General features: G+C 67.0%; 19 protein-coding genes. 11 read left to right on the top strand and 8 right to left on the bottom strand.

What is annotated here, in order from left to right:
- Positions 1-118 precede the first annotated feature (118 nt).
- Complete coding sequence (locus F3H41_RS20000; RefSeq protein ID WP_149740462.1) at positions 119-2197, top strand: bifunctional diguanylate cyclase/phosphodiesterase; 2079 nt, start codon at positions 119-121, stop codon at positions 2195-2197.
- A 21-nt stretch (positions 2198-2218) separates the two neighbouring features.
- Here F3H41_RS20000 and F3H41_RS19995 read toward each other — a convergent pair whose 3' ends face one another.
- The 6 genes from F3H41_RS19995 to repA form a co-directional block, all read right to left on the bottom strand.
- Complete coding sequence (locus F3H41_RS19995) at positions 2219-2980, bottom strand: DeoR/GlpR family DNA-binding transcription regulator (protein ID WP_149740461.1); 762 nt, start codon at positions 2978-2980, stop codon at positions 2219-2221.
- A 117-nt stretch (positions 2981-3097) separates the two neighbouring features.
- A complete protein-coding gene (locus F3H41_RS19990) occupies positions 3098-4441 on the bottom strand; it encodes an aspartate aminotransferase family protein (RefSeq protein WP_149740459.1) in 1344 nt (447 codons plus the stop codon).
- Positions 4442-4453: 12 nt separating this feature from the next.
- Entirely contained in the window at positions 4454-5443 is a 990-nt protein-coding gene (locus F3H41_RS19985; RefSeq protein ID WP_149740457.1) for a phosphotransferase, read from the bottom strand.
- A gap of 180 nt (positions 5444-5623) precedes the next feature.
- Entirely contained in the window at positions 5624-6907 is a 1284-nt protein-coding gene (gene repC, locus F3H41_RS19980) for a plasmid replication protein RepC (protein WP_149740456.1), read from the bottom strand.
- A gap of 154 nt (positions 6908-7061) precedes the next feature.
- A complete protein-coding gene (gene repB / locus F3H41_RS19975) occupies positions 7062-8039 on the bottom strand; it encodes a plasmid partitioning protein RepB (protein WP_149740455.1) in 978 nt (325 codons plus the stop codon).
- 58 nt (positions 8040-8097) lie between these two features.
- Positions 8098-9321 (bottom strand): plasmid partitioning protein RepA, encoded by a 1224-nt coding sequence (gene repA / locus F3H41_RS19970; protein ID WP_149740454.1) that lies wholly within the window; start codon positions 9319-9321, stop codon positions 8098-8100.
- Positions 9322-9758: 437 nt separating this feature from the next.
- On the opposite strand from repA, the gene bchI reads away from it, so the two are divergent.
- Genes bchI through F3H41_RS21380 form a run of 6 tightly spaced genes read left to right on the top strand, consistent with a single transcriptional unit; the run spans position 9759 to position 16478 of the window.
- The gene (gene bchI, locus F3H41_RS19965; RefSeq protein ID WP_149740453.1) at positions 9759-10838 is read left to right on the top strand and encodes a magnesium chelatase ATPase subunit I; all 1080 of its coding nucleotides are present in this window, start codon (positions 9759-9761) and stop codon (positions 10836-10838) included.
- A 5-nt stretch (positions 10839-10843) separates the two neighbouring features.
- The gene (locus tag F3H41_RS19960; RefSeq protein ID WP_149740452.1) at positions 10844-12658 is read left to right on the top strand and encodes a VWA domain-containing protein; all 1815 of its coding nucleotides are present in this window, start codon (positions 10844-10846) and stop codon (positions 12656-12658) included.
- The gene (locus tag F3H41_RS19955; RefSeq protein ID WP_149740451.1) at positions 12655-13638 is read left to right on the top strand and encodes an alpha/beta fold hydrolase; all 984 of its coding nucleotides are present in this window, start codon (positions 12655-12657) and stop codon (positions 13636-13638) included. The genes F3H41_RS19960 and F3H41_RS19955 overlap by 4 nt, the downstream gene beginning before the upstream one ends.
- Positions 13635-15200, top strand: a complete 1566-nt coding sequence (gene crtI, locus F3H41_RS19950) for a phytoene desaturase family protein (RefSeq protein WP_149740450.1) — start codon at positions 13635-13637, stop codon at positions 15198-15200. The genes F3H41_RS19955 and crtI overlap by 4 nt, the downstream gene beginning before the upstream one ends.
- Positions 15197-16339 carry a phytoene/squalene synthase family protein gene (locus F3H41_RS19945; protein WP_149740449.1) on the top strand — a complete coding sequence of 381 codons (1143 nt, stop codon included), beginning with the start codon at positions 15197-15199 and terminating at the stop codon, positions 16337-16339. The genes crtI and F3H41_RS19945 overlap by 4 nt, the downstream gene beginning before the upstream one ends.
- Positions 16332-16478, top strand: coding sequence for a hypothetical protein (locus F3H41_RS21380; RefSeq protein ID WP_188129554.1), 147 nt, complete (start codon positions 16332-16334; stop codon positions 16476-16478). The genes F3H41_RS19945 and F3H41_RS21380 overlap by 8 nt, the downstream gene beginning before the upstream one ends.
- On the opposite strand, the gene F3H41_RS19940 is transcribed toward F3H41_RS21380, so the two are convergent.
- Complete coding sequence (locus F3H41_RS19940; RefSeq protein WP_244616291.1) at positions 16475-17221, bottom strand: carotenoid 1,2-hydratase; 747 nt, start codon at positions 17219-17221, stop codon at positions 16475-16477. The two genes, F3H41_RS21380 and F3H41_RS19940, sit on opposite strands and share 4 nt — an antisense overlap.
- A 122-nt stretch (positions 17222-17343) precedes the next feature.
- Positions 17344-18918, bottom strand: coding sequence for a 1-hydroxycarotenoid 3,4-desaturase CrtD (gene crtD, locus F3H41_RS19935; protein ID WP_280177056.1), 1575 nt, complete (start codon positions 18916-18918; stop codon positions 17344-17346).
- A gap of 100 nt (positions 18919-19018) precedes the next feature.
- Here crtD and F3H41_RS19930 point away from each other — a divergent pair, with 100 nt between their 5' ends.
- From F3H41_RS19930 to F3H41_RS19915, 4 genes are all read left to right on the top strand, one after another.
- Complete coding sequence (locus tag F3H41_RS19930; protein WP_149740447.1) at positions 19019-19891, top strand: polyprenyl synthetase family protein; 873 nt, start codon at positions 19019-19021, stop codon at positions 19889-19891.
- 5 nt (positions 19892-19896) lie between these two features.
- Positions 19897-21078 carry a methyltransferase gene (locus F3H41_RS19925; RefSeq protein ID WP_149740446.1) on the top strand — a complete coding sequence of 394 codons (1182 nt, stop codon included), beginning with the start codon at positions 19897-19899 and terminating at the stop codon, positions 21076-21078.
- 109 nt (positions 21079-21187) lie between these two features.
- Positions 21188-22126, top strand: a complete 939-nt coding sequence (bchC, locus tag F3H41_RS19920) for a chlorophyll synthesis pathway protein BchC (RefSeq protein WP_149740502.1) — start codon at positions 21188-21190, stop codon at positions 22124-22126.
- Entirely contained in the window at positions 22123-23133 is a 1011-nt protein-coding gene (locus tag F3H41_RS19915) for a chlorophyllide a reductase iron protein subunit X (protein ID WP_188129553.1), read from the top strand. Before bchC ends, F3H41_RS19915 begins: the two co-directional genes overlap by 4 nt.
- Positions 23134-23135: the final 2 nt, after the last annotated feature.

The raw sequence follows: 23135 nt of genomic DNA, 5'->3' as shown, positions 1-23135 counted from the left end.
GATAGGAGTGACACCGTGAAATTTCGGCGTGCATCACGCACCCACCGATGCAACGACATGAGGTCGCCCTCCCCCCCTTTGCGGATAGCCGGTGGCAGCTCGTCTCAAAATTGCGCGTATGTCGTACAAGTTTGCCCTGTCGGTGACGCTCGTCATCGGCCTGCTTGTCGCTATCGGTGCGCTGGCACTGAGCACGGTCACGACGATGCGCGACGCGACCAACGAGCTCGATGAGCGGCGCCTGGTGAATGCGGTATCGGCCGCCATGTCCTCTGTGAAGAAACGGCTGGCCGGCACGGTGCGAGACAATGCCGTCTGGGACGATGCCTATGAAGCTGTACGGTCCGGCGATCCCGTCGCCTGGATCGAGGACAACTGGGGCGCGGTCAGCGCGGATTATCCCCTTTATGACGGCGTCATCGTCCTTGGGCCGGACGGAGCGCAGATCGCGGCCTACCGGAAAGGCCAGCCGATCGACGCCGTCGCCCTGTTCGGTCCCGGTATCGTCAAGCGCTCGCTTGTCGCCTCCCGGCTGGAGAACATTCGCACCGTGTTCGATCTCTATCAGATTGACGGCTCGATCGTTGTGACGGCAACGCTCGGCATTCGCCCGGTCAACGACCCGGATCTGGATACGGCGCACACGACCCTGACCTTCTTCAAGACATTGACGCCCGGATTTGTCGGCGCGATTGCCGAGGAGTTTCAGATCAACGCCTTGCGAATCCAGGCGAGCCCCGATCCCGGACAGTCATGGCGGCTGATCACGAATTTCGAGGGAGAGCCGCTCGGTTACTTTGTCTGGCCGAAAACCGACCCCGGAACGGCCGTCTACAACACAGCGCTTCCGACACTGATCGCCCTCGGCGGCCTGCTCCTCGCCCTCATCCTGATCGTCATCTCCGCCTTCCGTTTCGAACTGAAGAAAGAAAGCGATCTTGCGGTCAAGGCCATCCATGACGCGACGCATGATCACCTCACGGGGCTCTACAACAGGGCCGGCATGATCGCCGCCATCGATCGCGCCCCGGCGGGAAGCATTTTCCACCTGATCGATCTCGACGGCTTCAAGGGTGTCAACGATGTCTGGGGACACGCGACAGGGGACAGGCTGCTGCGCGCCATCGCCGAGACGCTCACCAAGACCACATCCGAAGCCTTCGCCATCGGCCGTTTCGGGGGCGATGAATTCGCGCTGCTGCACGCGGGCGAACGCGATCCATCACACATCGGCAACACGATCGTCCATGTGCTGGCCCAACCTTTCCTGATCGACGGCCACCATGTGGAGATCGGCGCGAGCATCGGCTATGCGGGCGTCGTGGACGGGCATGATGCCCTTGAAACGGTGCATCGCGCCGATCTCGCCCTTTACTGCGCCAAGGATGCGGGCCGTGGCCAGGTACAGAGCTACACGGCGGAGCTCGATGCGCAGCGCAAAAGCCTGTTTGCCCTTGAGGAAAAACTGCGGACCGCGATCGACAGCGACGAGATCCACGTCGTCTTCCAACCCCTCGTCTGCACGCGGAGCGGACGTACGAAGGGCGTGGAGGCACTGGCGCGATGGTCGCCTGCGACGGGCCCGGTCAGCCCCTGCGTCTTCATTCCGCTTGCCGAAAAGGCAGGCTTGATCGAACGCCTGTCGATGAACGTGCTGGAAGCGGCGCTGATATCGCTTGCCGTGTTTCCGGAGCTCGACCTTTCCGTCAACATCTCGCCCGTCCAACTGGCCAATCCCCGCTTCGCCCTCGAGATCGAAAAGGTTCTGGAAAAACACAGCTTTTCCGCCTCAAGGCTGATCCTTGAGGTGACCGAGGGTGCCCTCATCTCCCATCCGGAGCGCGCGTGCCGGTCCATGACCGCCCTGCGGGCGAAAGGTGTGCGCTTTGCCATGGACGATTTCGGCTCGGGCCATGCCAGCATCGGGACGCTGCGCCAGTTCGCCTTCGACAAGGTCAAGATCGACCGCTCGCTGATTGCCAGCGACGAACACGCCGTCGTCCGGGCGACCATCGATCTTGCCAACGCGCTCGGCATCCCCGTTACCGCCGAGGGGATCGAGACGGCTGAGCAGGCCGCCTTCGCCCGCGGCGCCGGATGTGAACTGCTGCAGGGCTATCTGCTCGGCAGGCCCATGGCGTTCCCTGCCCTCGTCGAACACCTGACCGGTGCGACGGACGAGGTCCGCTCGGCCTGACATCCGGCTCCACCGCCCGTCTCAGGCGAGCGTAACGGCCACGGCGTTTACCACGAGCTGGTCGGCCAGCGGCCCGCCGGGCTGCCTGTCCGTGACGAGGTCGCCGATGGCGCTCCAGGGGGCATAACGGGCGGGAAAGATGAGGTCGTGCTTTGAATGGTCGGCGACGACGAGGGTGCGGGCGGCGCGCGCGATCATCGCCGTATAGACGGCGCCGCACTCGATCAGCGCGTCCGAAGGGCCATCGGCGCCAAGGCCGCTGGCGCCGAGAACGGCAACATCGGCGTTGAACCCCTGAAGGAACGCCACCGCCTGGGCGCCCACCGTGGCGCCTTCGCCGGCGTGATAATCGCCCGGCAGCATCAGGACGCGGATGGTCGGATTTAGCGCGAGCACGGTCGCGACGCCGAAGGAGTGGGTGAGCACGGTGATGTCGCGCATCTTCGCTGCGACGCACCGCGCGGTGTGGACGGTCGTCGCACCGGAGCCGATCATCAGCACGCGGGCGCCCGCGAGCCTCTCCACCGCCGCCTTCGCGATGCGTTCACGCTCGGCCGGAAAGAGCAGATGCCGCTCGCTGACGGAAGGTTCGGTGGAAAGCGACCGTACCGCGCCGCCATAGGTGCGATTGAGCAGCCCCTGCCCTGTCAACTCGTCGAGATCGCGGCGAATGGTTTCGGTGGAAACATCGAGCCGGCGCGCCAGATCGGCAACGCGAAGGCTCGGCGTCTGCGTGAGGTCGCTGAGGATGCGCTGCTGGCGCAGGCTTTTCGGCCTCTTCATGCGAGACCGCTCCCGATGACCACCGCCGGCAAGACAACGCGAGCGGCCTTGCATGCGAATTGTTTGAAAACAATAAGATAGAGCATGTCGGGCAATCCTGGTTCCCGCGCACGGCCCCTAGCGGCGCGCCAGGATCGCGGCGAGCGTGTCGGTGAAGAGGTCCACATCGCCCTTCGAGAAACAGAGCGGCGGGCGGATCTTCAGCGTGGCGCCATATTTGCCGGCCGCCCCGATGAGAATGCCGTGCGCACGAAGATCGTTGATGACGGCCCGCGCCAACGCCGCATCCGGGACCCCCGTTGATGGCTCGGTAAAATCGAGGCCGAGAAACAGGCCCGCGCCGCGCACCGCACCGATCTCGGGCCGTGCACCCATGAGCCCCTCCAGCCGGCGGCGAAAAAGCGCGCCGACGCTGCGGGCCCGCGCCACCAGCCCCTCCTCGTCCAGCACTTTGAGGACCGCGTGACCAGCGGCCGCAGCCACCGGATTGCCGCCGAAGGTGTTGAAATAGCCGGTCTCCTCGCAAAAGCGCGCCACGACATCCGGCCGCGTCACCACGCCGCCCATCGGAAAACCATTGCCCATCGGCTTGCCCAGGGTGACGATCTCCGGGACCACGCCGTGGCGCTGGAAGCCCCAGAGCCCCTCCCCCCGCTCGTCCCCGCCGGTGCGACCAAAGCCCGGCTGCACCTCGTCGGCGATCAAGACGCCGCCGGCCCGCCGCACCACGTCCACCGCCTTTTGCAGGAAACCCGGCGGATCGGCATAGATGCCGTCGCTGGAGAAGATCGTGTCGACGATGAGCGCCGCAAGCGTGACGCCCCGCGCCTTCAGAGCCGCGATGGCCTCTTCGACGGAGGCGGCGAAACTGTCCGCGACATCCTGGCCGTCCCGCCCCGCCGGGGCCGGAATGACGGCAACGAAGGGCGCGGGGTCGCGCCTTCTCAGCGACGAGGGCGAAATCTCCGTCACCAGCGCCGTATTGCCGTGGTAGGCGGCTTCGGTGACGATGAAGCCCTCACCGCCCGTCGCGATCCGTGCAAGGCGCATGGCGAGATCGTTGCTCTCGCTGCCCGTGCAGGTCATCATCAGCGTATCGAGCCCCTCCGGAAAACGGGACAGGAGGTCTTCGGCATAGGCATCGACGACGTCGTTCAGATAGCGGGTGTGGATGTTGAGCTGCGACGCCTGCCGGGCGATCGCCTCCACCACGCGCGGATGGCAATGCCCGACCGAGGGGACATTGTTGTAGACGTCAAGGTAGCGCCGGTCCTCGGCATCGATGAGATAGGCGCCTTCGGCCTTCACCATCTCGATCGGCTGCTCGAAGAAGAGGACGGAAGAGGCGCCGAAATGGGCCTGCCGGCGCGCCACTTTCGCCGCGAGATCCGGCGAAAGGCCGGAAACGGCGCTGGCATCGAAGCGGTTCAGATCGAGAATTTCCGTCTTTGCAGCGCTCATTCCGTATCTCCCTCAGCCGTGTTCGCTCAAATAGCGCTCGGCGAGCGCGACCGTGCCGTCGGTGTAGGCGGTGCCCATGCTTCTGGCCGTCGGGGTCTCCGCATGGGAGGCGATCCAGGCCGTCAGTTGAATGCGCCGCAGCATGATGAACATGGGCAGCGCCGCCGCCTGCTCGGCCGCCAGCGGCGCGGTGCGCCGGTAGCCGTCGAGCCAGGCCTCCATCAGTTCCGGCACCACGGGTTCGTGCTCGATGAAGCTGATCGCAGCGGCAAAATCATAGGCGAACCAGGAAAGGCCGCAGTCGTCGAAATCGATGACGCCGAGCCGCTCGCCATCGACGAGCAGATTGGCGGCGCGCATGTCGCAGTGAACGAGGCCGAAGCGGTCGGCGCCCGTTCCATAGGCGGCCGTCTGCTCGTGAAGGAGCCTATGGACCCGCTCCAGAACGGCCCTGCCATCGGCCGTCAGCCCCAGCGCCTGGCGCCAGTCGCCCCAGTGGGCGCCCGCGCCGATGATGCGATCGAAATCCCAAACCTTGCGCACGAAGCCCTGCGGGCGCGCCCAGCGGCGGCTGTGGCCATGCAGGCGCGCATTGATCTCGCCCAGCGCGCCATACCATTTGACGCGATCGGCCTCCGCATCCGGCTCGCGCCCCGTCATGTGTTCGAAGGCGACGGCATGGCGCAGGCTATCCCCGTCCGAAAACCGCTGCAGCAGGGCGCCATCTTCAGCCGCCACAGGCTTCGGGGTCGCCACCACGCCCTCGGCGCGCAGCGCTTCGATCCAGGCAAGCTCGGAAAGGATTTCCGCTTCCGTGTGGTAATCGGGACGGTGCACCCGGACGACAAGCTTGCGCCCTGTCGCCGGATCCTCGAACAGGAAGGTCGCGTTCTCCGAGATCGTCAGGAGTCGCAGCGTCGCATCGCCGGAGACGCCCCAGACAGGACCAAGACCCTGTACCCCTGCCGCCAGCCGCGACAGGAAATCTTCATCATACAACACCTGAACCGCCCCAAAAGTGATCTATGCGGCAAATCCAACAGCATAAATGTTGGACATGCAACACTTATCCGTGGCTTTCGCGTTACAATCTCAACCTTGTTTCGCCTTGCCATGTGCCGAACGGAACCAGCCAAGAAAATCCTGCGCCCATCGGGCATGACACCATCTCCATTTTGACCATCATGCCAATTGCCGCCCTGGCCCGGCATTGTGCCGGATCAGCGACATCAGCATGGGACCGAGCCCGAATTCTCCGCGTTTGGCGCGCCGCGTGAGGTCCCGGAGGTAACCGCCGGCGGAATTGATCTGCCCGGCCCTTTCGAGAATGCAGGCAATTGCCGTTGCCGCATTTTCCGGCCCCATCACCTCGCAGGCTTCCTGATAGGCCGACGGACTGACGCCGAGCATGGAGCGCACGACCACGGCGGCACCCATCAGAGCGCGCCAGTTGGCAAGCTCGCCGCCCGGCCCGTAATCGGCAATGGTCGGGCAGGCCCTCAGCACCAGGGCGAGCGGGAAGACCTGCAGCGCACCGTCCGCCTTGCGCGCCTTCGTCTCGATCAGCCGCGGCGGGTGCGCGCCATTCTCTTCGATCTTGCCTTCAGCCTCTCCCACGTCTGGCTCAGGCCTTTCGCCCTGCTCTTTTTCGGAGCGAGGTTCAAGTTCATCGATGGGATCGGTATTTGAATTCTGTATGTGGGCGCCATGCTGGTGGTCATTGCCGCCCATTTTTGAAGAATTGAGCTGATCCTGCAACCGGTTGAGGATTTCCGTGCGCAGCATCTCCATCTCTTCGAGCACTTCGGTCACCTCCGGAGCGGCCGCGCGACGCGGCAAGCGGGCGATGATGCCGACATAGACCGCCTCGACCTGCTCCCAGTTGCCAGGCGCGCCCTCCTCCACCGCTGCGCTGATCAGTTTGCGCACATCGCGCCGGCAGATGGTCAGCGCCTCGCGCAGGCGTCGCAGCCTGAGCTTTTCGGCCGCTTCGGCCTGCGCCATCAGCGCGATGTCTGCCGCCCGCACCACCAGCGGCTGGAGATCGAAGCCGAAGGCCTGTTCGATGGCGCCATCGTTTCCGCGATGCGCATAGCGCTTGCCGTTCGGGCTGTCCCGGCGCTGGATGAGGCCGGCATCGACGAGAGCGGCAAGCTGGCGACGCAGCGTCGTGCCGGCAATGCCGTGGGCGCGGACGGAAAGTTGGCCGTTCGAGGGGAAAACGACGAGCGGCCGATCCGCATCGAGCTCCCCCTCCGGATGGAAGGTCAGCAACGCATCGAGCACGGCGAGCGCCCGATCCTGCAGACCGAAGCGTTCGCGCGCCTCGCAGATGTCGCGAAACACCTTCCATTTGTCGATGCGGCCCGTGATAGGCTTTGCCTCGGCCATCGCCATCTGGCTCTTCACCAGGGCAAGCGTCATTGGCCGCCGCCCGAAGGGCGTCGTTACATGTCCCGTATGCATGGTCTTCACTGCCTTTTTTCAGGCAAAGGAAATCCGCTCACCAAAACGGTGCCAAAGACTCTTGACTGCGATTCCGGGAAATGCGATTCTCTAGCTGCTAGACATGAGAAGGGCTTCCGCGGGCAACCGTTCGGGGGCCTTTTTCTTTTGCTTCCTAGGTTTCGTCCTTCATTTCATCCAAAAACTGCTGGTAGATCGTGTCGAGGTTTCGCGACAGGAAGTCGCCGAAACGCACGGCATTCTTCGCCTTCAGGGAAATGGAATAGGCCTTCCCCGTCTGCTTGAGTTCGGCCACCACATCGCGCTCGCGGGTCGCCCAGGTGGACGCGGCCGGCGCCGGCGCCGTATGCTTTCGCACCGGGCGCGCCGCGCTCTTCAGGCCGTTGTAGAGATAGAGGAAGCGCTCGTCCGAGCCGAGCGTTTCGAAGACGGGAGCGGAAAGCAGCGCCTTCAGCCGCGCGCCATTCCCGGCCTTTCCAACCAGCAGCGACAGCTCCACCCAACGCTCGCGCCCGACGGACGGGGCATCGCCGATGGTGGCGATCGTCTCCGGCGCGATGCGATCGGTGACCGACAGCATCTTGGAAATGCCTGCCGCATTGGAGGCAAGCGCCGCCGCCATCACCTCGCGGTCATAGCCGAGATCCTGCAGACGCCGGACAAAGAGGGCCCGTTCGATGAAGGTGAGGTTGGCGCGGGCGGAATTTTCCTGGCCCTGCGCGATCACATGGGCGCGATCATCGATCGGCTTGACGACGGCACGCACCTTGCGGCCGAGAGCGCGGGCGGCGCGCAAGCGGCGATGGCCGAAGACCACCTGATAGCGCCCGGCCGCGCTGGCGTGGGGGCGCACCAGAATGGGCGTGTCCTGCCCCCGCTCGCGGATCGCCTCCACCAGCGTGCGGAAATCCTCATTGTCGTCAGAGAGCCGGTCCTTCACGAAGGAATCGTCGACGCTGTCGGGATCAAGCTCGAGAACTGCCTCGCCTTCGAGATATTTGTCGGCCTGCCGCGCTAGCTCGTCCAGCGAGCGCACCAGCGATTTTCCCGCCCCGCGCATGGGATAGGACGCGGACGGTCCCTGCTCTTCCGGCAGGTCCGCCAATCCTTCCAACAGGTTCTTGCGCGCCATCCGCTTTGCTCCAATTTCTCACAGGCACCTGAATTTCTTGCCGAAAACCCCGATTTTGTCAGCCGACAACCCGCCGCCCCCAAGCCTGATGAATGAGACTTGCGATCTCGCCATTGACGGCATCGAGAGACTCGATGGCCCGGTCATAGGTGCCGCGGTTCATCGCGGCGCGCTCAACCTCGTACAGCGTCTGCTTGGTGATCCCGGCATCGGACACGGCCGTCGACTTCAGCATCTGGTTCTTCAGCATGAATTCGTGGAACATCGTCGTCATGAAGCCGACCATCTGCGCCTGCGGCACATCGGTCGGCTCGTAGCGCGTGATGAGATAGCGATACCAGGACAGATTCACTTCGGCGCCTGCGGCGCGGATCGGCTTCAGGATCCCGCCGAGCATCAGGAGAAACTGGCCCATGGACATCACGTCCAGCATTTGCGGATGGATGGTGATCAGCACGCTCGTCGCCGCCGTCAGCGCCGTCAGGGTGAGATAGCCGAGCTGCGGCGGGCAATCGATCACGACGACGTCGTAGCGGTCTTCCACCTCCGCCAGCGCCCGCGAAATGCGGGTGAAGAAGGTCTTGCCCTCGTTGGTCGATTTGTCGGCCATGGCGAGCGGCGTGTCGTACTCATATTCCTGAAGGTCGAGATTGGCCGGGATAATGTCGAGGCCGGGGAAATTGGTAGGCCGGATGATCTCGGCAAGCGGCGTGCGATTGGCATCGTAGCGGATCGCGTCGTAGAGCGAGGGCACCTGATCGAGCTCCGGCTGGAAGCCGTGCAGCGAGGAGAGCGAGGCCTGCGGGTCGAGGTCGATCGCCAGCACGCGGTGGCCGGTGAGCGCGAGATACTGCGCCAGATGCGCCGTCGTCGTCGTCTTGCCGGAGCCGCCCTTGAAGTTGACGACCGCGATGACCTGCAGCTTTTCGCCGGCGCGACGATGCGGCACATAGATGCGGCTGTCGGAGCGGGCGTGGGCATCGAGATAGTCGCGCAGTTCCAGCATCTGCGCCGCCGTATAGCTGCGCCGCCCGGACGAAGAGGTCTGGGGGGAGGGGCCCTTGCCCTCCAGGTGCAGCTTCTTCAAGGTGCTCTGGGAGACGCCGACATAGGCCGCGACCTCCGCCAGCGTGAAGGAGCGCAGCCCCTTCTTGGCATTGGGCGGAAACCGCTGAACGCTGAGGAGATGCAGCTTCTTGGAGATCAGATCGCCCTGTTCGAGGATCTGGTCTTCGAAGTGCATCCCGACCGTTTCGGCGGAAGCGCTTGATTTAGCGTTCATCGGGCGTCAGACTCTTCTATAACGGTTTTGAGCCCAAATCGGCCCTTTAACCGTTATTATCGCCGATTCTGGGACCCCGGCAAGAAATTTAAGGTTAACAAATTCCTAAGGCATTTGGCCGGCTTCGGACTGGCCAGAGTCCGAAATTTGAATTCCTTTAGGATGTCAGAGACTTGGAGACATTCATCGGACTGTCGCAGGCCATCACTGGCCCGCGATTTTCCCGCTTCAGCAAAAAAATCCGGCGCCAGACGTCCCCGTTTAAGGCGATTCGGCCCGACTCAGCAGACTTTTCCCTCTCCGGGTCGCGCAGCCTCCCGGAAAGGCCGTCACGCCTTTGCTTCCTTGAAGCCTGTCAACAAATCGCGACAACCCCCTTCAAATACCGCATCAGAAGTGTCAATATCTGTTGACACTTCACAATCGAGGTCAGGCCCATGCTGAAGCCCTTTCCCTTTTCGGCCATTGTCGGGCAGGAGGATATGAAGAAGGCGCTGCTGATGGCGGCGGTGGAACCGTTGCTGGGCGGTGTGCTGATCTTCGGCGACCGGGGAACGGGCAAATCGACGGCGGTGCGGGCGCTGGCCGCACTTCTGCCAGCGATCGAGACGCGGGAGGGATGCCGCTACAATTGCCTGCCTGACACGCCGCAGGGGGCTTGTCCGGCCTGCTCCGCTCCCGGCGCCAGCCGCACAAGCGCGGTGGTTCAAAAGCCCGCGCCGATGGTCGATCTGCCGCTCGGCGCGACCGAGGATCGGGTCTGCGGCGCGCTCGACATCGAGACGGCGCTGATCTCCGGCGAAAAACGCTTCGAGCCGGGCCTGCTGGCCGCCGCCAATCGCGGCTTTCTGTACGTAGACGAGGTCAATCTTCTCGAAGACCATCTGGTGGACCTATTGCTCGATGCGGCCGCTTCCGGCGTCAATGTCGTCGAGCGCGAGGGTATCAGCATCCGCCATGCCGCGCGCTTCGTGCTCGTCGGCAGCGGCAATCCGGAGGAGGGGGACCTTCGCCCGCAGCTCCTCGACCGCTTCGGCCTTGCCGTCGATATCCGCACTCTCGACAATCTCCAGCAGCGCATCGACGTCATCCGCCGGCGCGATGCCTATGAGACCGATCCCGAAGCCTTTGCCTTGAGCTGGGCGCGCAAGGAGGCGGCGGTGCGCAAGCGCGTCGTGACGGCGCGCGCCCTGCTGCGGGCCGTCACCATCTCCGACATGATCCTCTCGCGCCTCTCGCAACTGTGCATGCGGCTCGGCATCGACGGCATGCGCGGCGAGCTGACCCTGATGCGCGCCGCCCGTGCGGCGGCGGCGCTTGAGGGACGCGAGAGCGTCACCTGGGCGGATATCGAGGCGATTGCGCCCATGGTCCTGTGCCATCGCCTCCGGCGCGATCCGCTGGATGACGCTGGCAGCGCGCCGCGCATCGAACGGGCGCTCGCCGCGCTCGATGCGAGCCAGAACAAGGTGCCGGCACAGACGGTGAACGCTGCAAAAGCCTATGCCCATGGGTGAGCACCATGGATGATGTCGGGGCGAGCGAGCGCTTTCAGGAGGCCATCGAGGCGAGCGGGGCGGAACGCTGGCACGATGCGCTGCTGGCGGCCGCTGTGCTCTCGGTCGGGCGCGGCGCGCTCGGCGGGCTCTGGCTGACGGCGCGGGCCGGCGGGGTGCGCGATGCCTTCGTCGATCATCTCATTGCCGGCTTCGGGAACGCGGTGTCCACCCGGCGCCTTCCACCCGGCGCCGGCAGCGATGCCCTGCATGGCCGACTCGACCTGGCCGCCACGGCGCGCACCGGAAGGCGTGTTGAGGAAGAGGGGCTGCTATCCGCCGTGACCGCCGGTCTGATGATCGTGCCCATGGCCGAGCGGCTGGAACCGGGCACGGCGGCGACCCTTGCCGAGGCCATGGAACCGCGGCGCTTTGTCGTGCTGGCGCTGGATGAAGCCGCGGAGGCGGATGAGGCGCCGCCCTGCGTGCTGACGGACCGCCTTGCCCTGCATGTCAGCCTCGACGGCATTCCCCTTTCGGCGACACGCGCCGCTCTGCCGGCCGGTCTCACCATGACCGGGAAGCAGCGGGACTGGCATGCCGTCGGCCTTCCGAACAGGCTTCTCGAACAGATGCTTTCACTTGCCTTTGCCGCCGGCCACGGCTCGGCCCGCGCGCATCTGCATCTCTTCGCCGTCGCGCGCATCCTCGCCATGCTGGCCGGCCGCCGGCAGGTTCGGCCGGAAGATGCGGTCGGCGCGCTGCGTCTCTGCCTCGGCATCCGCCTGCTCTCGGCGGAACCCCCTTCGCAGACGCCGTCGAAAAGCGATCCGGAAGCCAGCCAGCCTCCGCACAAACAGCCGCCCGGCCCCTCCAGCGGTGAACCCACACCGGAAGAGGCTGAGGCCGCCCACACGCCGCCACCGCCCGCTCCCCCCGATGCGCTGAGCCGGCTCGAAGCGGCCGTTTCGGCGGGCGCGATCGACGGACTGTCGCTTCTCGTCAGCGAGCGAGCGGCACGCCAGGCAAAACAGGCTGGAAAGGCCGGCGCCGAGATGCGCAAGGCCCGGCGCGGTCGTCCATACGCCACCGGCACGACGCCGCCCTTTACCGATCAGCGACCCGATCTTCTGGCAACGCTGAGGGCCGCCGCGCCCTTCCAGCGCCTGCGCCGCTGCGCCATCGCGGCAAGCCTTGCGGGCGGGGAGGGGGGGCAGGCGACGCCGCAGATCCGCAAGGAGGATTTTCGCTATCACCGCCGCCGCCATGCCGCCCCCTCCACGGCGATCTTCGTGGTCGATGCCTCCGGCTCCACCGCGCTCGACAGGCTCGGCGAGACCAAGGGCGCCATCGAACAGCTTCTGGCGCGCTGCTATGTGCGCCGCGACGAGGTGGCGCTGATCGCCTTTCGGGCCGAAGGCGCCGATCTGCTGCTGCCGCCGACGCGCTCGCTGGTGGCCGCCAAGCGGCGCCTTGCCGCGCTTCCCGGCGGGGGGCCGACGCCGCTCGCCGCCGGGCTGAAGACGGGGCTGGAGCTGGCGCTATCGGTCCGCCGGCGCGGCCACACACCCATCGTCGTCGTTCTCACCGACGGCGCCGGCAATGTGGCGCTTGGCGGCGAGGCGGACCGCGCACTTGCGGCCCGGCAGGCGGACGACATTGCCCGCCGCTACCGGGCCGAAGGGCTGAAGACGATCTGCGTCGATATCGCCCGGCGCCCGCGTCCGGCCGTCGCAGCGCTCGCCGAAGAACTCGGCGCGGATCTGCACGTGCTGCGCGCCGCCGCCGCCTCCGGCCTTTCCGGCCTCGTCGAGACCGCCATGACCGGGGGCCGGCCATGAGCGCCCATGCCAAACGCGCCCCTTCGCCGGCCGATCACTCACTCGACTGGTGCCGCGACGGGCAGGACTGGCCACACCGCGAGCACAGCCGTTTCGTGGAGGCGGGGGGCCTTTCCTTTCATGTGCAGGTCGCCGGGCCGCACGCTGCGCCGGTCCTTCTTCTGCTGCACGGCACGGGCGCGGCCAGCCATTCCTGGCGGCATGTGCAGCCAATCCTCGCCCGGCGCTTCCGCCTTGTCGTGCCGGACCTGCCCTGCCACGGCTTTACCCGGCCGATGGCGGGCATGGCGGATCTTTCCCTGCCGGGCATGACCGCGGCGCTTGCAGCCTTGCTTGCCGCTCTCGCCATGCGGCCGGCCTCCATCATCGGCCATTCCGCCGGGGGGGCCATTGCCGTCTCGCTCGCCACCGCCCTTGGGGGAGGGGAGGGGGGAGGGCCCGGGGGTAGGTCCGCAGGAGGGGAAGAGCGAAGGGATGCGCCCGCCGTCATCGCCATCAACGGCGCTTTCCTGCCCATCCGTGGCGACCGCCTGTTCTCGCCCATCGCAAAGGCGCTGTTTTCGAGCAGGCTTTCGGCGCGCATGTTTTCGCTTCTCGCCCGCGCCACGCCGCTTGGCGGCAATCTCGTGGGCGCCACGGGCTCTGCCATCGATCCGAAGGGCGCCGATCTCTACCGCCGGCTTCTGGCCAGTTCCGGCCATGTGCGCGGCGCGCTCGGCATGATGGCTTCCTGGGATCTCCAGCGTTTCGATCGCCTGCTATCCACATTTTCAGCGCCACTCACCCTGATTGCCGCGGATGACGACCCGATGGTGCCGGCCGCACATTCGGCCCATGCCGCCCGGCTCGCCCCGAGCGGCCGGCTGGTGCGCACGCCCACAGGCGGCCATCTCCTGCATGAGGCGGCAGCCGATACGGTCTGCCGCATGATCGAAACCGCGCTCGAAGCCGAGCGCCCGGCCGGGGTGGATGCAGCATGACGGTGGCGCAGCGCTTTCCCATCGACCGTCCCACTCTGACAACCGAAGCCGATCCGGCCCGAGCGCATGCGCTGGTCATCGGCGCGGGCGTCGGCGGCCTGTCGGCCGCAGCTCTCCTCGCCGCCCGCGGCTATCGGGTGACGGTGGTCGATCCGCTCGATGCGCCGGGCGGGCGAGCCTATGCTCACCGGCAGGATGGCTTCGTCTTCGATGCCGGCCCCACCATCATTACCGCGCCGTTTCTTTTCGAAGAGCTCTGGAAGGATTGCGGCGCCACCTTTGCCGAGGATGTCGATCTGAGGCCCTGCCTTCCTTTCTACCGGGTGCGCTTCGATGACGGGACATGGTTCGACTATTCGGGAGACCCCGCCGCCATGGAGGCGGAGGTGGCGCGGATCGATCCCATCCATGGCGTTGCCGGCTATCGCGGCTTCATGGAGGAGAGCCGGCGGATCTACGCGGTCGCCTTCGAAGAGATGGCCGACAGGCCGTTCCACAGCCTCGCCTTCACGGCGCGAGCCATGCTGGGGCTCGTGCGGCTCGGCGGCTATCGCTCCGTGCATTCGGTCGTGGCGAAGCATTTCCGACACGAGAAGCTGCGCACGCTGTTTTCCTTCCATCCGCTGCTGATCGGCGGCAATCCCTTCTCCGCCACCTCCTTCTATTGCCTGATCGCGCATCTGGAGAGCCGGCACGGCGTGCATTACGCCATGGGCGGCACCAATGCACTGGTCGCGGGCATTGCAAAGCTCGTGCGGCTGAACGGCGGCACGATCCGGCTGGGCGAGACGGTGGAGACGATCCTGACCAAGGGGCGTCGCGCCACGGGCGTGCGGCTCGCCTCGGGCGAGACGATCGCCGCCGATATCGTCGTCTCCAATGCCGATCCCGCCACCACCTATGGCAAGCTCCTGGCCCACCTGCCGCGCAAGCGCTGGACGGATCGCAAGATCAGCCGCGGCGATTATTCCATGGGCCTCTTCGTCTGGTATTTCGGCACAAATCGCCGCTATGGCGACGTGCATCACCACAGCATGGTCTTCGGCCCCCGCTATCGCGGCCTGCTCGACGACATCTTCCACCGCAAGCATCTGGCCGGCGATTTCAGCCTCTATCTGCACCGCCCCAGCGCCGTGGATCCATCCGTCGCGCCTGATGGCTGCGACAGTTTCTACGTGCTGAGCCCGGTGCCCAATCTCACCGGCAATGCCGACTGGGCCCGCGATGCGGAGATCTATCGCCGCCGCATCGAAAAGCGGCTGGAGGAAACCGTGCTGCCGGATCTCGGCCGCCACATCGTCTCCTCGCGCATCGCAACCCCTATCGATTTTCGCGAGCGGCTGCATTCGTTCGCGGGCGCCGCCTTCGCGCTGGAGCCGAAGCTGCTGCAAAGCGCCTGGTTCCGCCCGCACAACCAGTCGGAGGAGCTCGACAATCTCTATCTGTGCGGTGCGGGGACCCATCCGGGCGCGGGCCTGCCGGGCGTGCTCTGTTCGGCCCGCATCGTCGCCGGTCTCGTGCCGGACCCCGCGGCGCTGAAGGCCGGGGGAGGGGTGGCATGAGCGAGATCGTCACCACCACACCCCTTCACCGCGGATCCGCCATCTACCGCCCGGCCGCGCTGAATTACGGCTTTAGCGGCGCCGGCACGGATCTCGACCGCTGCACGGCCTCCATTAGGCGCGGCTCGAAATCCTTCCACATCGCCTCGCTGCTTCTGCCGCGCGCCACGCGACAGGCGGCCCATGCGCTCTATGCCTTCTGCCGCCATTCCGACGATGCGGTGGATGCGCGCGGGCGCCGGCCGGATGTGCTGGAGCGGCTGCGCGAACGGCTCGACCGCCTCTATGCCGGCACGCCATCGGACCATGCCTGCGACCGCGCCTTCGCGCAGCTGGTGGAAACCCACGGCATTCCCAAGGCAGTGCCCGTCGCCCTTCTCGATGGCTTCGAGATGGACATGACGGACCGGCAGTACCGGACTATCGGTGAGGTGAAGGACTACGCCGCCGGCGTTGCCTCCAGCGTCGGCATCATGATGGCGCTGGTGATGGGAACGAGCGAACCCTGGGCGCTCGCCCGCGCCGCCGATCTCGGCCTTGCCATGCAACTCACCAACATCGCCCGGGATGTGGGGGAAGACCTTGCCCATGGCAGGCTCTATCTGCCTTCGGACTGGCTGGCGGAGGCGGGTGTCGATGCTGAAGCCCTTCGCGCCGCACCGCGCTTCACGCCGGCCATCGGCGCCGTCGTCGCAAGGCTGCTGGCCGAGGCCGACCAGCATTATGCGCTCGCCCATGCCGGCATCGTCGCGCTTCCGGCCGATTGCCGCCACGCGATCCGCACGGCCGCGCTCACCTATCGGGACATCGGCCGGCAGATCGCCGGCGCCGGCCATGACAGCCTGTCGCGCCGGGCCCGCACATCGCTGCCGCGCAAGCTGGCCATCCTGCTCGCCGCCCGCCGGCCGGTGGCGCTGACCGAAGGATTCATGGCCGCAGCCCGTCGTGCCCCCGCCGATCCCTCCGTTGCAAGCCTCGTTGCGGCCGCCACCGGACGGGCGGTTGCCGCACCGCCGAGAGAGGGCGAAGGCGGGATCGACCGTTTCGCCGCCCTGCTGCTCGATCTCCAGCACCGCGCCCGCACCGAACGCCGCCCGCCGGCCCGCGCGGCAGGGGAGGGGGCGCCGCACCGTGTATGAGCACTATTTCGGCCTCATCGAGGCGCTCTTCGTCTTCGGCCTCGTGCTCGCCTTCTACATCTGGCAGAAGCGTGACCTTGCCCGCTACGACGACCGGAAAAGCGACGAGAAGATACCGGGGGATGACAGTCAGCGCTAACCCCGGCGCGGCATGCGGAAGGGCAGCATCAGCCGCACCAGCGGGTTGGCGAGGCGTTTGCAGTCCAGCGTTTCCTGCACGAGACTGACGGGCCGGCCGCCCAGCACGACATCCACCAGCGCGCGCGTGTAAAAGGGCGTATCCTCCAGCCGGCGACGCAGCACGGGCCGCGCATCGGGATCGCAGGCGATGGATCCCGTCACGCCCCAGAAGCCGCGCGGCAGGGCCTGCGGCGGCGGCAAGGTGAAGACCTCGGGGGTTGCTGCCGATCCGCCGGGCGCGTAGCGTAGGCCGAAGGCGCGGCGGCTGCCATCGGCGAGGCGCGCATCGTAGAGAATGACCGTTTCCCCCGTCTCCGGCAGAATGCCGCGGGCCCAGTCCCAGCCGGAAAAGTCCTGCTCGGGCGGGCGCGTGCCCGCGTTCCAGTCGTGATAGCCGTGCCCCTGCCAGCCGCCGCCGGGCAGGGCATCGCAGCTCACGCTGGCACGCCCGGTCGGAATGCGCGGCTGCCAGTGGTGATGCCCGCCGCCGTCGAGCCGCAGGCAGGGACCGGAGGGCGCCTCCGGCTCGATGCGGATGGAGCCGGTGATGCGGCGGGGCAGCAGGCGGTGTCCGGGCCAGGGAAGCGCCGTCTCATCGAAGTGGATCGAGAGAGCGCCGAAAGCGTCGACCGCCATCCGGCTCCGGCCGATCGCGATCTCCGTCTCGCTGCGCGCCAGCGCCCCCGCGCCGCGTTCCGTCATCGCCCAGACATTGCCCGTCGGCGTGTAGAGAGCGACGTTGAAGGCGACGTGGTTCTCCGGGCGTTTGCGGCCCGACCAGTGGTAATAGGGCGAGAAGACCGAGCCGACGAAGGCGATGACCGTCAGGGCAAAGGCGCCGCAGTCGCTGACCGCATCGGCATACCACCACTGATAGCCACCCGGCTCGACGGGCCGTCCGAACGTCGGTCGGCCATCAGGCTCGCCGCCGCGATCTTGCCCGAGAGCGCCGCCATCGGCACGCCCGGGCCCGGATGGATGCTGCCGCCCGCCAGATAAAGGCCCTTCAGGCCCGTCCGCGCCCCCGGCCGGCGGAAGGACGCCGCCCATCCATGCGAGGCCATGCCGTAGAGCGCCCCGCCCGTTGCCGGAAAGAGCCGGGAATAGCCATCCGGCGCCGTCACCGTCATCCGGCTGCGGTCGAAGCGCAGCGCCGATCCGTTCGCCGAAAGCCGGCTCTCCATCGCGCTCAGGCATCGGTCGATCTCGCTTTCGTCATAGCTGTGCCGGTCGCCATTGGCGGGCATGTTCATCAGCGCATAGAGCCGTTCGGGCGTGTCCGCCGCCGCATCCGCCCGGCGCGCGCCCGCCGCCGTGCGGTCCGGCGCACAGAGATAGACGGTCGGGTCGGCGGGCGGCTCTCCCCGCTTGAAGATCGCTTCGAACTCGCCGCGGTAGTCATCGGAAAAATGCACGGTGTGATGGGCTAGCGGCCCCGGCTCCGGCGCCGTCAGCGTGCAGGCGACCAGGGCGGAGAGGGAAGGCGGCGCGGGTGGGCGCGCCGCTGGCCGCCCCAGCAGGCCCGGGAGCGCGGCCGCATCGCCGTTGAAGATCACTTCGGATGCCGGCAGCACGCGGCCGCTGGCGCACCGCACGCCCGCAACGGATTGCCCGGCGCTGTCCTTCAGGATCGCGCTGACCCGCTCGCCATAATGAAAGGTGACGCCGAGCCCTTCCGCGATCTCGGCCAGCCGGAGCGCCAGCGCCTGCATGCCGCCCTCGACGATCCAGACGCCCGCCTGCTCCACATGCGCCACCAGCATCAGCGTAGCGGGCGCATCGAATGGCGAAGAGCCGCAATAGGTAGCGTAGCGGCCGAAAAGCTGGCGCAGGCGCTCATCGGCAAAATAGGTCGAGAGCGCCGACCAGAGCGTCGAAAAGGGCCTCAGCGCCAGCAGCGCACCGGGACGCATCAGGCCGATGCGGGCCGAAAGCGACAGGGGATTGGGCCGCGTCGCGTCGATGAACGTGTCCTTGAGCAGCGTGAAGATGCGCGCGCTGTCCGCGGCAAAGCGGGAAAAGCCCTCGCCCTCCCGCCGCCCGGCGAAATCGGCAATGGCGCGGCGGCTTTCGGCGACATCGGCGAAGAGATCGAGGCTCTGCCCGCCGCGCCAGACGTGGCGGGCGAGTGTGGTGGCGCGCGTCAGGCTGATTTCATCCGCAAGGCTTGTGCCGCAGACAGAGAGGAGGTCGTCGAAGACCCAGCGCATGGTCAGCACGGTCGGGCCGGCATCGAGCCACGCGGGACCGGCCGGCACCTGTCGCAGCTTGCCGCCGGGGCTTTGCCGCGCCTCGACGATGCTGACGCGAAGGCCGGCCGCCGCCAGACGGATGGCCGCGGCAAGGCCGCCCATGCCGGCGCCGATCACCACCACCGTTTCGTCCGGACCTTCAGGCAAAACCGCCTCCCGACACGTTGACATTCCCTTTGTCTATGTCAATTTATGTTGACACAGAATTTCGTCAACTGATTTTGACATTCTGTGCAGGGAGGGTGACATGGATCTGTCGGAGCGTATCGAAACCGGCATGCAGCACGCGTTGCGCATGGCAACGGCCAGCGGATGTCCGCCCCGCCTGGCCCGCGCCATGAAGCATGCGGTGTTTCCCGGTGGCGCGCGCATCCGGCCACGACTGTGTCTCGCGGTCGCCGCGGCCTGCGGCGACCGCGACCCCGTTTCGGCAACGGCGGCCTCCACCGCCATCGAGCTTCTGCACTGCGCCTCGCTGGTGCATGACGACATGCCCTGCTTTGACAACGCCGCCATCCGCCGCGGCCGCGCCTCCGTGCAGGCCGAATTCGGCGAGGCGAGCGCGCTGCTCGTCGGCGACGGGCTGATCGTCGCGGCCTTTGAGACGCTGGCGCGCGAGACCGTGCATGCGCCGCGCCTCACCGGCCCGCTCATCGCCACCATCGCCAAGGCCGTCGGCGCGCCCTTCGGCCTCGTGGCGGGCCAGGCCTGGGAAAGCGAGCCGGAGATCAACATCGACCAGTATCACCGCGCCAAAACCGCTTCGCTCTTTGCCGGCGCCGTCTCGGCCGGGGCGATCGCGTCCGGCGGCCACCCGCAGGACTGGCTGACGCTCGCCGATGCGCTCGGCTCGGCCTATCAGGTGGCCGACGACCTTTATGACGCGCTGGGCGATGGTGACAGCGCCATCGGCAAGCCCGTCCATCAGGACCAGAAAAACGGCCGGCCCAACATCGTCGCCGTGCGCGGTGTTGCCGGTGCCATGGCACACCTGCGCGACCTCGTCGACACCGCCGCCGACAGCGTGCCGGACTGCGCCGGCGCCGAGGCGCTACGCGGCATGATCCGCAACGAAGCCGTGCGCCTGATGCCCAAGAAGCTCGCCGCCAGCGCGGCCTGACCGCGATGGTCGCGGCGCACGAGGAGAGCGAAATCAACGCGGCGTCCGGCCGGCCGCGCCCGGCTCTCCCGCTGCCGCTCGCCCTGTCCCTGAAGCTGCGGCTGTGGCGCAATCGGCAGATCGCCCGGCCCGGCTTTCGCCGGCTGATCGCCCGCCTGCCGCTGCTCCGGGGCATCGCGAACCGCAACGCCGCCGGCCTCTTCAGCCTCATGAGCGGCTTCGTCCATTCGCAGATTCTCTTGGCCAGTGTGCGTCTCGGGCTCTACGCCGCGCTGCTGGAGCGCCCCGCCGACACGGCCACCCTTGCGCGTCACCTCGGGCTGCCGGTCGAGCACGCGCGGCTGCTGCTCACCGTCAATGCCGATCTCGGGCTGACCATCGAGGCCGCGCCGGACCTGTGGGCGCTCGGCGATGCCGGCGTCGTGCTGGCGAGCGACCGCGGTCTTTCGGCCATGGTGCTGCACCACGACATGTTCTACCGCGATCTCCTGGAGCCCGAACAGCTCCTGGCCGGCACGGGCGGGGAGGCCGCGCTCGGCCGCTACTGGGCCTATGCGCGCAGTGCCGATCCCGGCGCGCTCCCACCGGAGGCTGTCGCGGCCTATTCGACGCTGATGCGCGAGAGCCAGGCCATGATGGCCGCCTGCCTGCTGGATGCCCATGATTTCGGCGTATATCGCCAAGTGCTCGATGTCGGGGGCGGAGAGGGGGCGTTCCTGATCGCGGCCGGCCGGCGTCATGCGGCCTTGCGCCTTTCCCTCTTCGATCTGCCCGCCGTTGCCGAACGGGGCGCGGAGAGGCTTCAGGCGGGCGGCCTTGCGTCCCGCTCCTCGACCAGCGGCGGCGATTTTGCCCGCGACCTGCTGCCCGCCGACGCCGATTGCGTCACGCTGATCCGCATCCTGTGCGACCACGACGATCAGCGCGTCGGCGCCATCCTCGCCAATCTCCACCGTTCGCTGCAGCCCGGCACCCGGCTCGTCATCGCCGAGGCCATGCGCGGGGCAGAGGCGGGCGCACGGCTCTCCTCGGCCTATTTCGGCCTTTACTTCCTGGCCATGGGCTCCGGTCGCTGCCGCAGCCCAGCCGAAATCTCGGCGCTCCTTGCCACAGCCGGCTTCCGCGACATCCGCGAGATTGCCTCTCCCAACCGGCTGATTGCCGGCATTTTCACCGCCATTCGCTAGCGGGCAAATTCCCAAACCGTTAAAAAGTGTAAATTCTAGTTGACGATCATGACTGTCAATCTAAGATGACAGTCGGAGTTCGAACGAACCCGTGCTGGGGAGGCACATGATGGAGGCGGCAGGCGTCATCTTCGAAAGACCGGGCAGTGTCGCCGTTCGACGGCTGGCGCTCCACGCCGCCGGCGCTGCCGACGTGGTGGTCGAGACGGTGGCCTCCGGCATCTCCACAGGCACCGAAAAGCTGCTCTTCACCGGCGCCATGCCCGCCTTTCCGGGCCTCGCCTATCCGCTCGTTCCCGGTTACGAATCGATTGGCCGCGTCGTTGCCGCCGGCGCGTCGTCGGGGCGCTCTGTCGGAAGCCTCGTCTTCGTTCCCGGCGCAGCCTGCTATCAGGAGGCGGCCGGCCTGTTCGGCGCGACGGCCTCCCGCCTCGTGGTGCCCGGCCCGCGCACCGTCGTCATTCCCGAGACGCTGGGCGAGGAGGCGGTGCTGCTGGCGCTCGCCGCCACCGCCCATCACGCCGTCTCGCGCGCCGGCGGACCGGTCGACCTTGTCGTTGGCCATGGCGTGCTCGGCCGGCTGATCTCCCGGATGCTGCTGGCCCTCGGACGGCCCGGACCCGTCGTCTGGGAGATCAATCCGGCCCGCCGCCAGGGCGCCCAAGGCTACGCCGTCACAGCCCCCGCAGACGATACCCGCACCGGCCTTTCCGGCGTCATCGAGGCCAGCGGCGATGCCGGCCTCATCGACCGCATCGTGCCGCGCCTTGCCCGGCCCGCAGAGATCGTGTTGGCCGGCTTTTACGGCCCGCGCATCGATTTCGGCTTCACCGCCGCCTTCATGCGAGAGTTGCGTCTGTCGATCGCCGCCGAATTCACGCCCGCAGACGTCGACGCCGTTCTGGCCCTCATTGCCGTCGGGCGCCTGTCGCTCGCAGGTCTCATCACCCACCGCGCCACGCCCGATAAGGCGCAAACCGCCTACCGCACCGCATTCGAAGATGCCGACTGCCTGAAAATGGTGATCGACTGGAGGACCGCCGCATGACCCTCGACCTCGACAGCCGCAACCTGATGCATGATCAGCTGCGCGAAGAAGCCATGATCGAGCCGGACCTGCCGGAAACGGGCCCGGTGAAGAAGGAAACGCAGATCATCGCCATCTACGGCAAGGGCGGGATCGGCAAGAGCTTCACGCTCGCCAACCTCTCCTACATGCTCGCCCAGCTCGGCAAGAAGGTGCTTCTGATCGGCTGCGATCCGAAGAGCGACACGACCTCGCTGCTGTTCGGCGGCCGGGCCTGCCCGACGATCATCCAGACCGCTTCGATGCGCAAGGCGGCGGGCCAGGAAGTCTCGATCTCCGACGTCTGCTTCAAGCGCGACGGCGTCTTCGCCATGGAGCTCGGCGGCCCGGAAGTCGGTCGCGGCTGCGGCGGACGCGGCATCATCCACGGTTTCGAGACGCTGGAAAAGCTCGGCTTCCACGACTGGGACTTCGATTACGTCCTGCTCGACTTCCTCGGCGACGTCGTGTGCGGCGGCTTCGGCCTGCCGATCGCCCGCGACATGTGCCAGAAGGTGGTCGTCGTCGGCTCGAATGACCTGCAGTCGCTCTACGTCGCCAACAATGTCTGTTCAGCGGTGAAGTATTTCCGCAATCTCGGCGGCAATGTCGGCGTCGCCGGACTCGTCATCAACAAGGATGACGGCACGGGCGAGGCCGCGGCCTTTGCCGAAGCCGTCGGCATTCCCGTCCTCGCCGCCATCCCGCAGGATGAGGACATCCGCCGCAAGAGCGCCAACTACCAGATCATCGGCACGCCCGACAATCGCTGGGGCCCGCTGTTCGAGGCGCTCTCGATCAACCTTGCCGAGGCCCCGCCGGTGCTGCCGCGCCCGCTCGACCAGGATGGCCTGCTTTCCCTTTTCGACGCCAGCGAGACGGGCGCCGACTACCGGCTGGAACCGGCGACCGCCGCCGACATGTGCGCCGCCGGCCAACTCGTGCGCCCCTCGCTCGAAGTCATCTACGACACGGTCGGAAGAGCCTGATC

Origin of the sequence: Rhizobium sp. RU20A (assembly GCF_900155885.1) — a bacterium.
Classification (GTDB): Bacteria; Pseudomonadota; Alphaproteobacteria; order Rhizobiales; family Rhizobiaceae; genus RU20A.
This window is presented reverse-complemented; position numbering and strand designations above follow the sequence as displayed.

What these genes read in the sequence shown, in the direction of transcription:
- bchI (WP_149740453.1), top strand. Translation starts at nt 9,759, where the DNA reads ATGCTGAAGCCCTTTCCCTTTTCGGCCATTGTCGGGCAGGAGGATATG.
- F3H41_RS19945 (WP_149740449.1), top strand. Translation starts at nt 15,197, where the DNA reads ATGAGCGAGATCGTCACCACCACACCCCTTCACCGCGGATCCGCCATC.
- repB (WP_149740455.1), bottom strand. Translation starts at nt 8,039, where the DNA reads ATGGCGCGCAAGAACCTGTTGGAAGGATTGGCGGACCTGCCGGAAGAG.
- repC (WP_149740456.1), bottom strand. Translation starts at nt 6,907, where the DNA reads ATGCATACGGGACATGTAACGACGCCCTTCGGGCGGCGGCCAATGACG.
- F3H41_RS19990 (WP_149740459.1), bottom strand. Translation starts at nt 4,441, where the DNA reads ATGAGCGCTGCAAAGACGGAAATTCTCGATCTGAACCGCTTCGATGCC.
- repA (WP_149740454.1), bottom strand. Translation starts at nt 9,321, where the DNA reads ATGAACGCTAAATCAAGCGCTTCCGCCGAAACGGTCGGGATGCACTTC.
- F3H41_RS20000 (WP_149740462.1), top strand. Translation starts at nt 119, where the DNA reads ATGTCGTACAAGTTTGCCCTGTCGGTGACGCTCGTCATCGGCCTGCTT.
- F3H41_RS19915 (WP_188129553.1), top strand. Translation starts at nt 22,123, where the DNA reads ATGACCCTCGACCTCGACAGCCGCAACCTGATGCATGATCAGCTGCGC.
- F3H41_RS19925 (WP_149740446.1), top strand. Translation starts at nt 19,897, where the DNA reads ATGGTCGCGGCGCACGAGGAGAGCGAAATCAACGCGGCGTCCGGCCGG.
- F3H41_RS19940 (WP_244616291.1), bottom strand. Translation starts at nt 17,221, where the DNA reads ATGACGGAACGCGGCGCGGGGGCGCTGGCGCGCAGCGAGACGGAGATC.
- F3H41_RS19995 (WP_149740461.1), bottom strand. Translation starts at nt 2,980, where the DNA reads ATGAAGAGGCCGAAAAGCCTGCGCCAGCAGCGCATCCTCAGCGACCTC.
- F3H41_RS19955 (WP_149740451.1), top strand. Translation starts at nt 12,655, where the DNA reads ATGAGCGCCCATGCCAAACGCGCCCCTTCGCCGGCCGATCACTCACTC.
- crtI (WP_149740450.1), top strand. Translation starts at nt 13,635, where the DNA reads ATGACGGTGGCGCAGCGCTTTCCCATCGACCGTCCCACTCTGACAACC.
- bchC (WP_149740502.1), top strand. Translation starts at nt 21,188, where the DNA reads ATGGAGGCGGCAGGCGTCATCTTCGAAAGACCGGGCAGTGTCGCCGTT.
- F3H41_RS19930 (WP_149740447.1), top strand. Translation starts at nt 19,019, where the DNA reads ATGGATCTGTCGGAGCGTATCGAAACCGGCATGCAGCACGCGTTGCGC.
- F3H41_RS19960 (WP_149740452.1), top strand. Translation starts at nt 10,844, where the DNA reads ATGGATGATGTCGGGGCGAGCGAGCGCTTTCAGGAGGCCATCGAGGCG.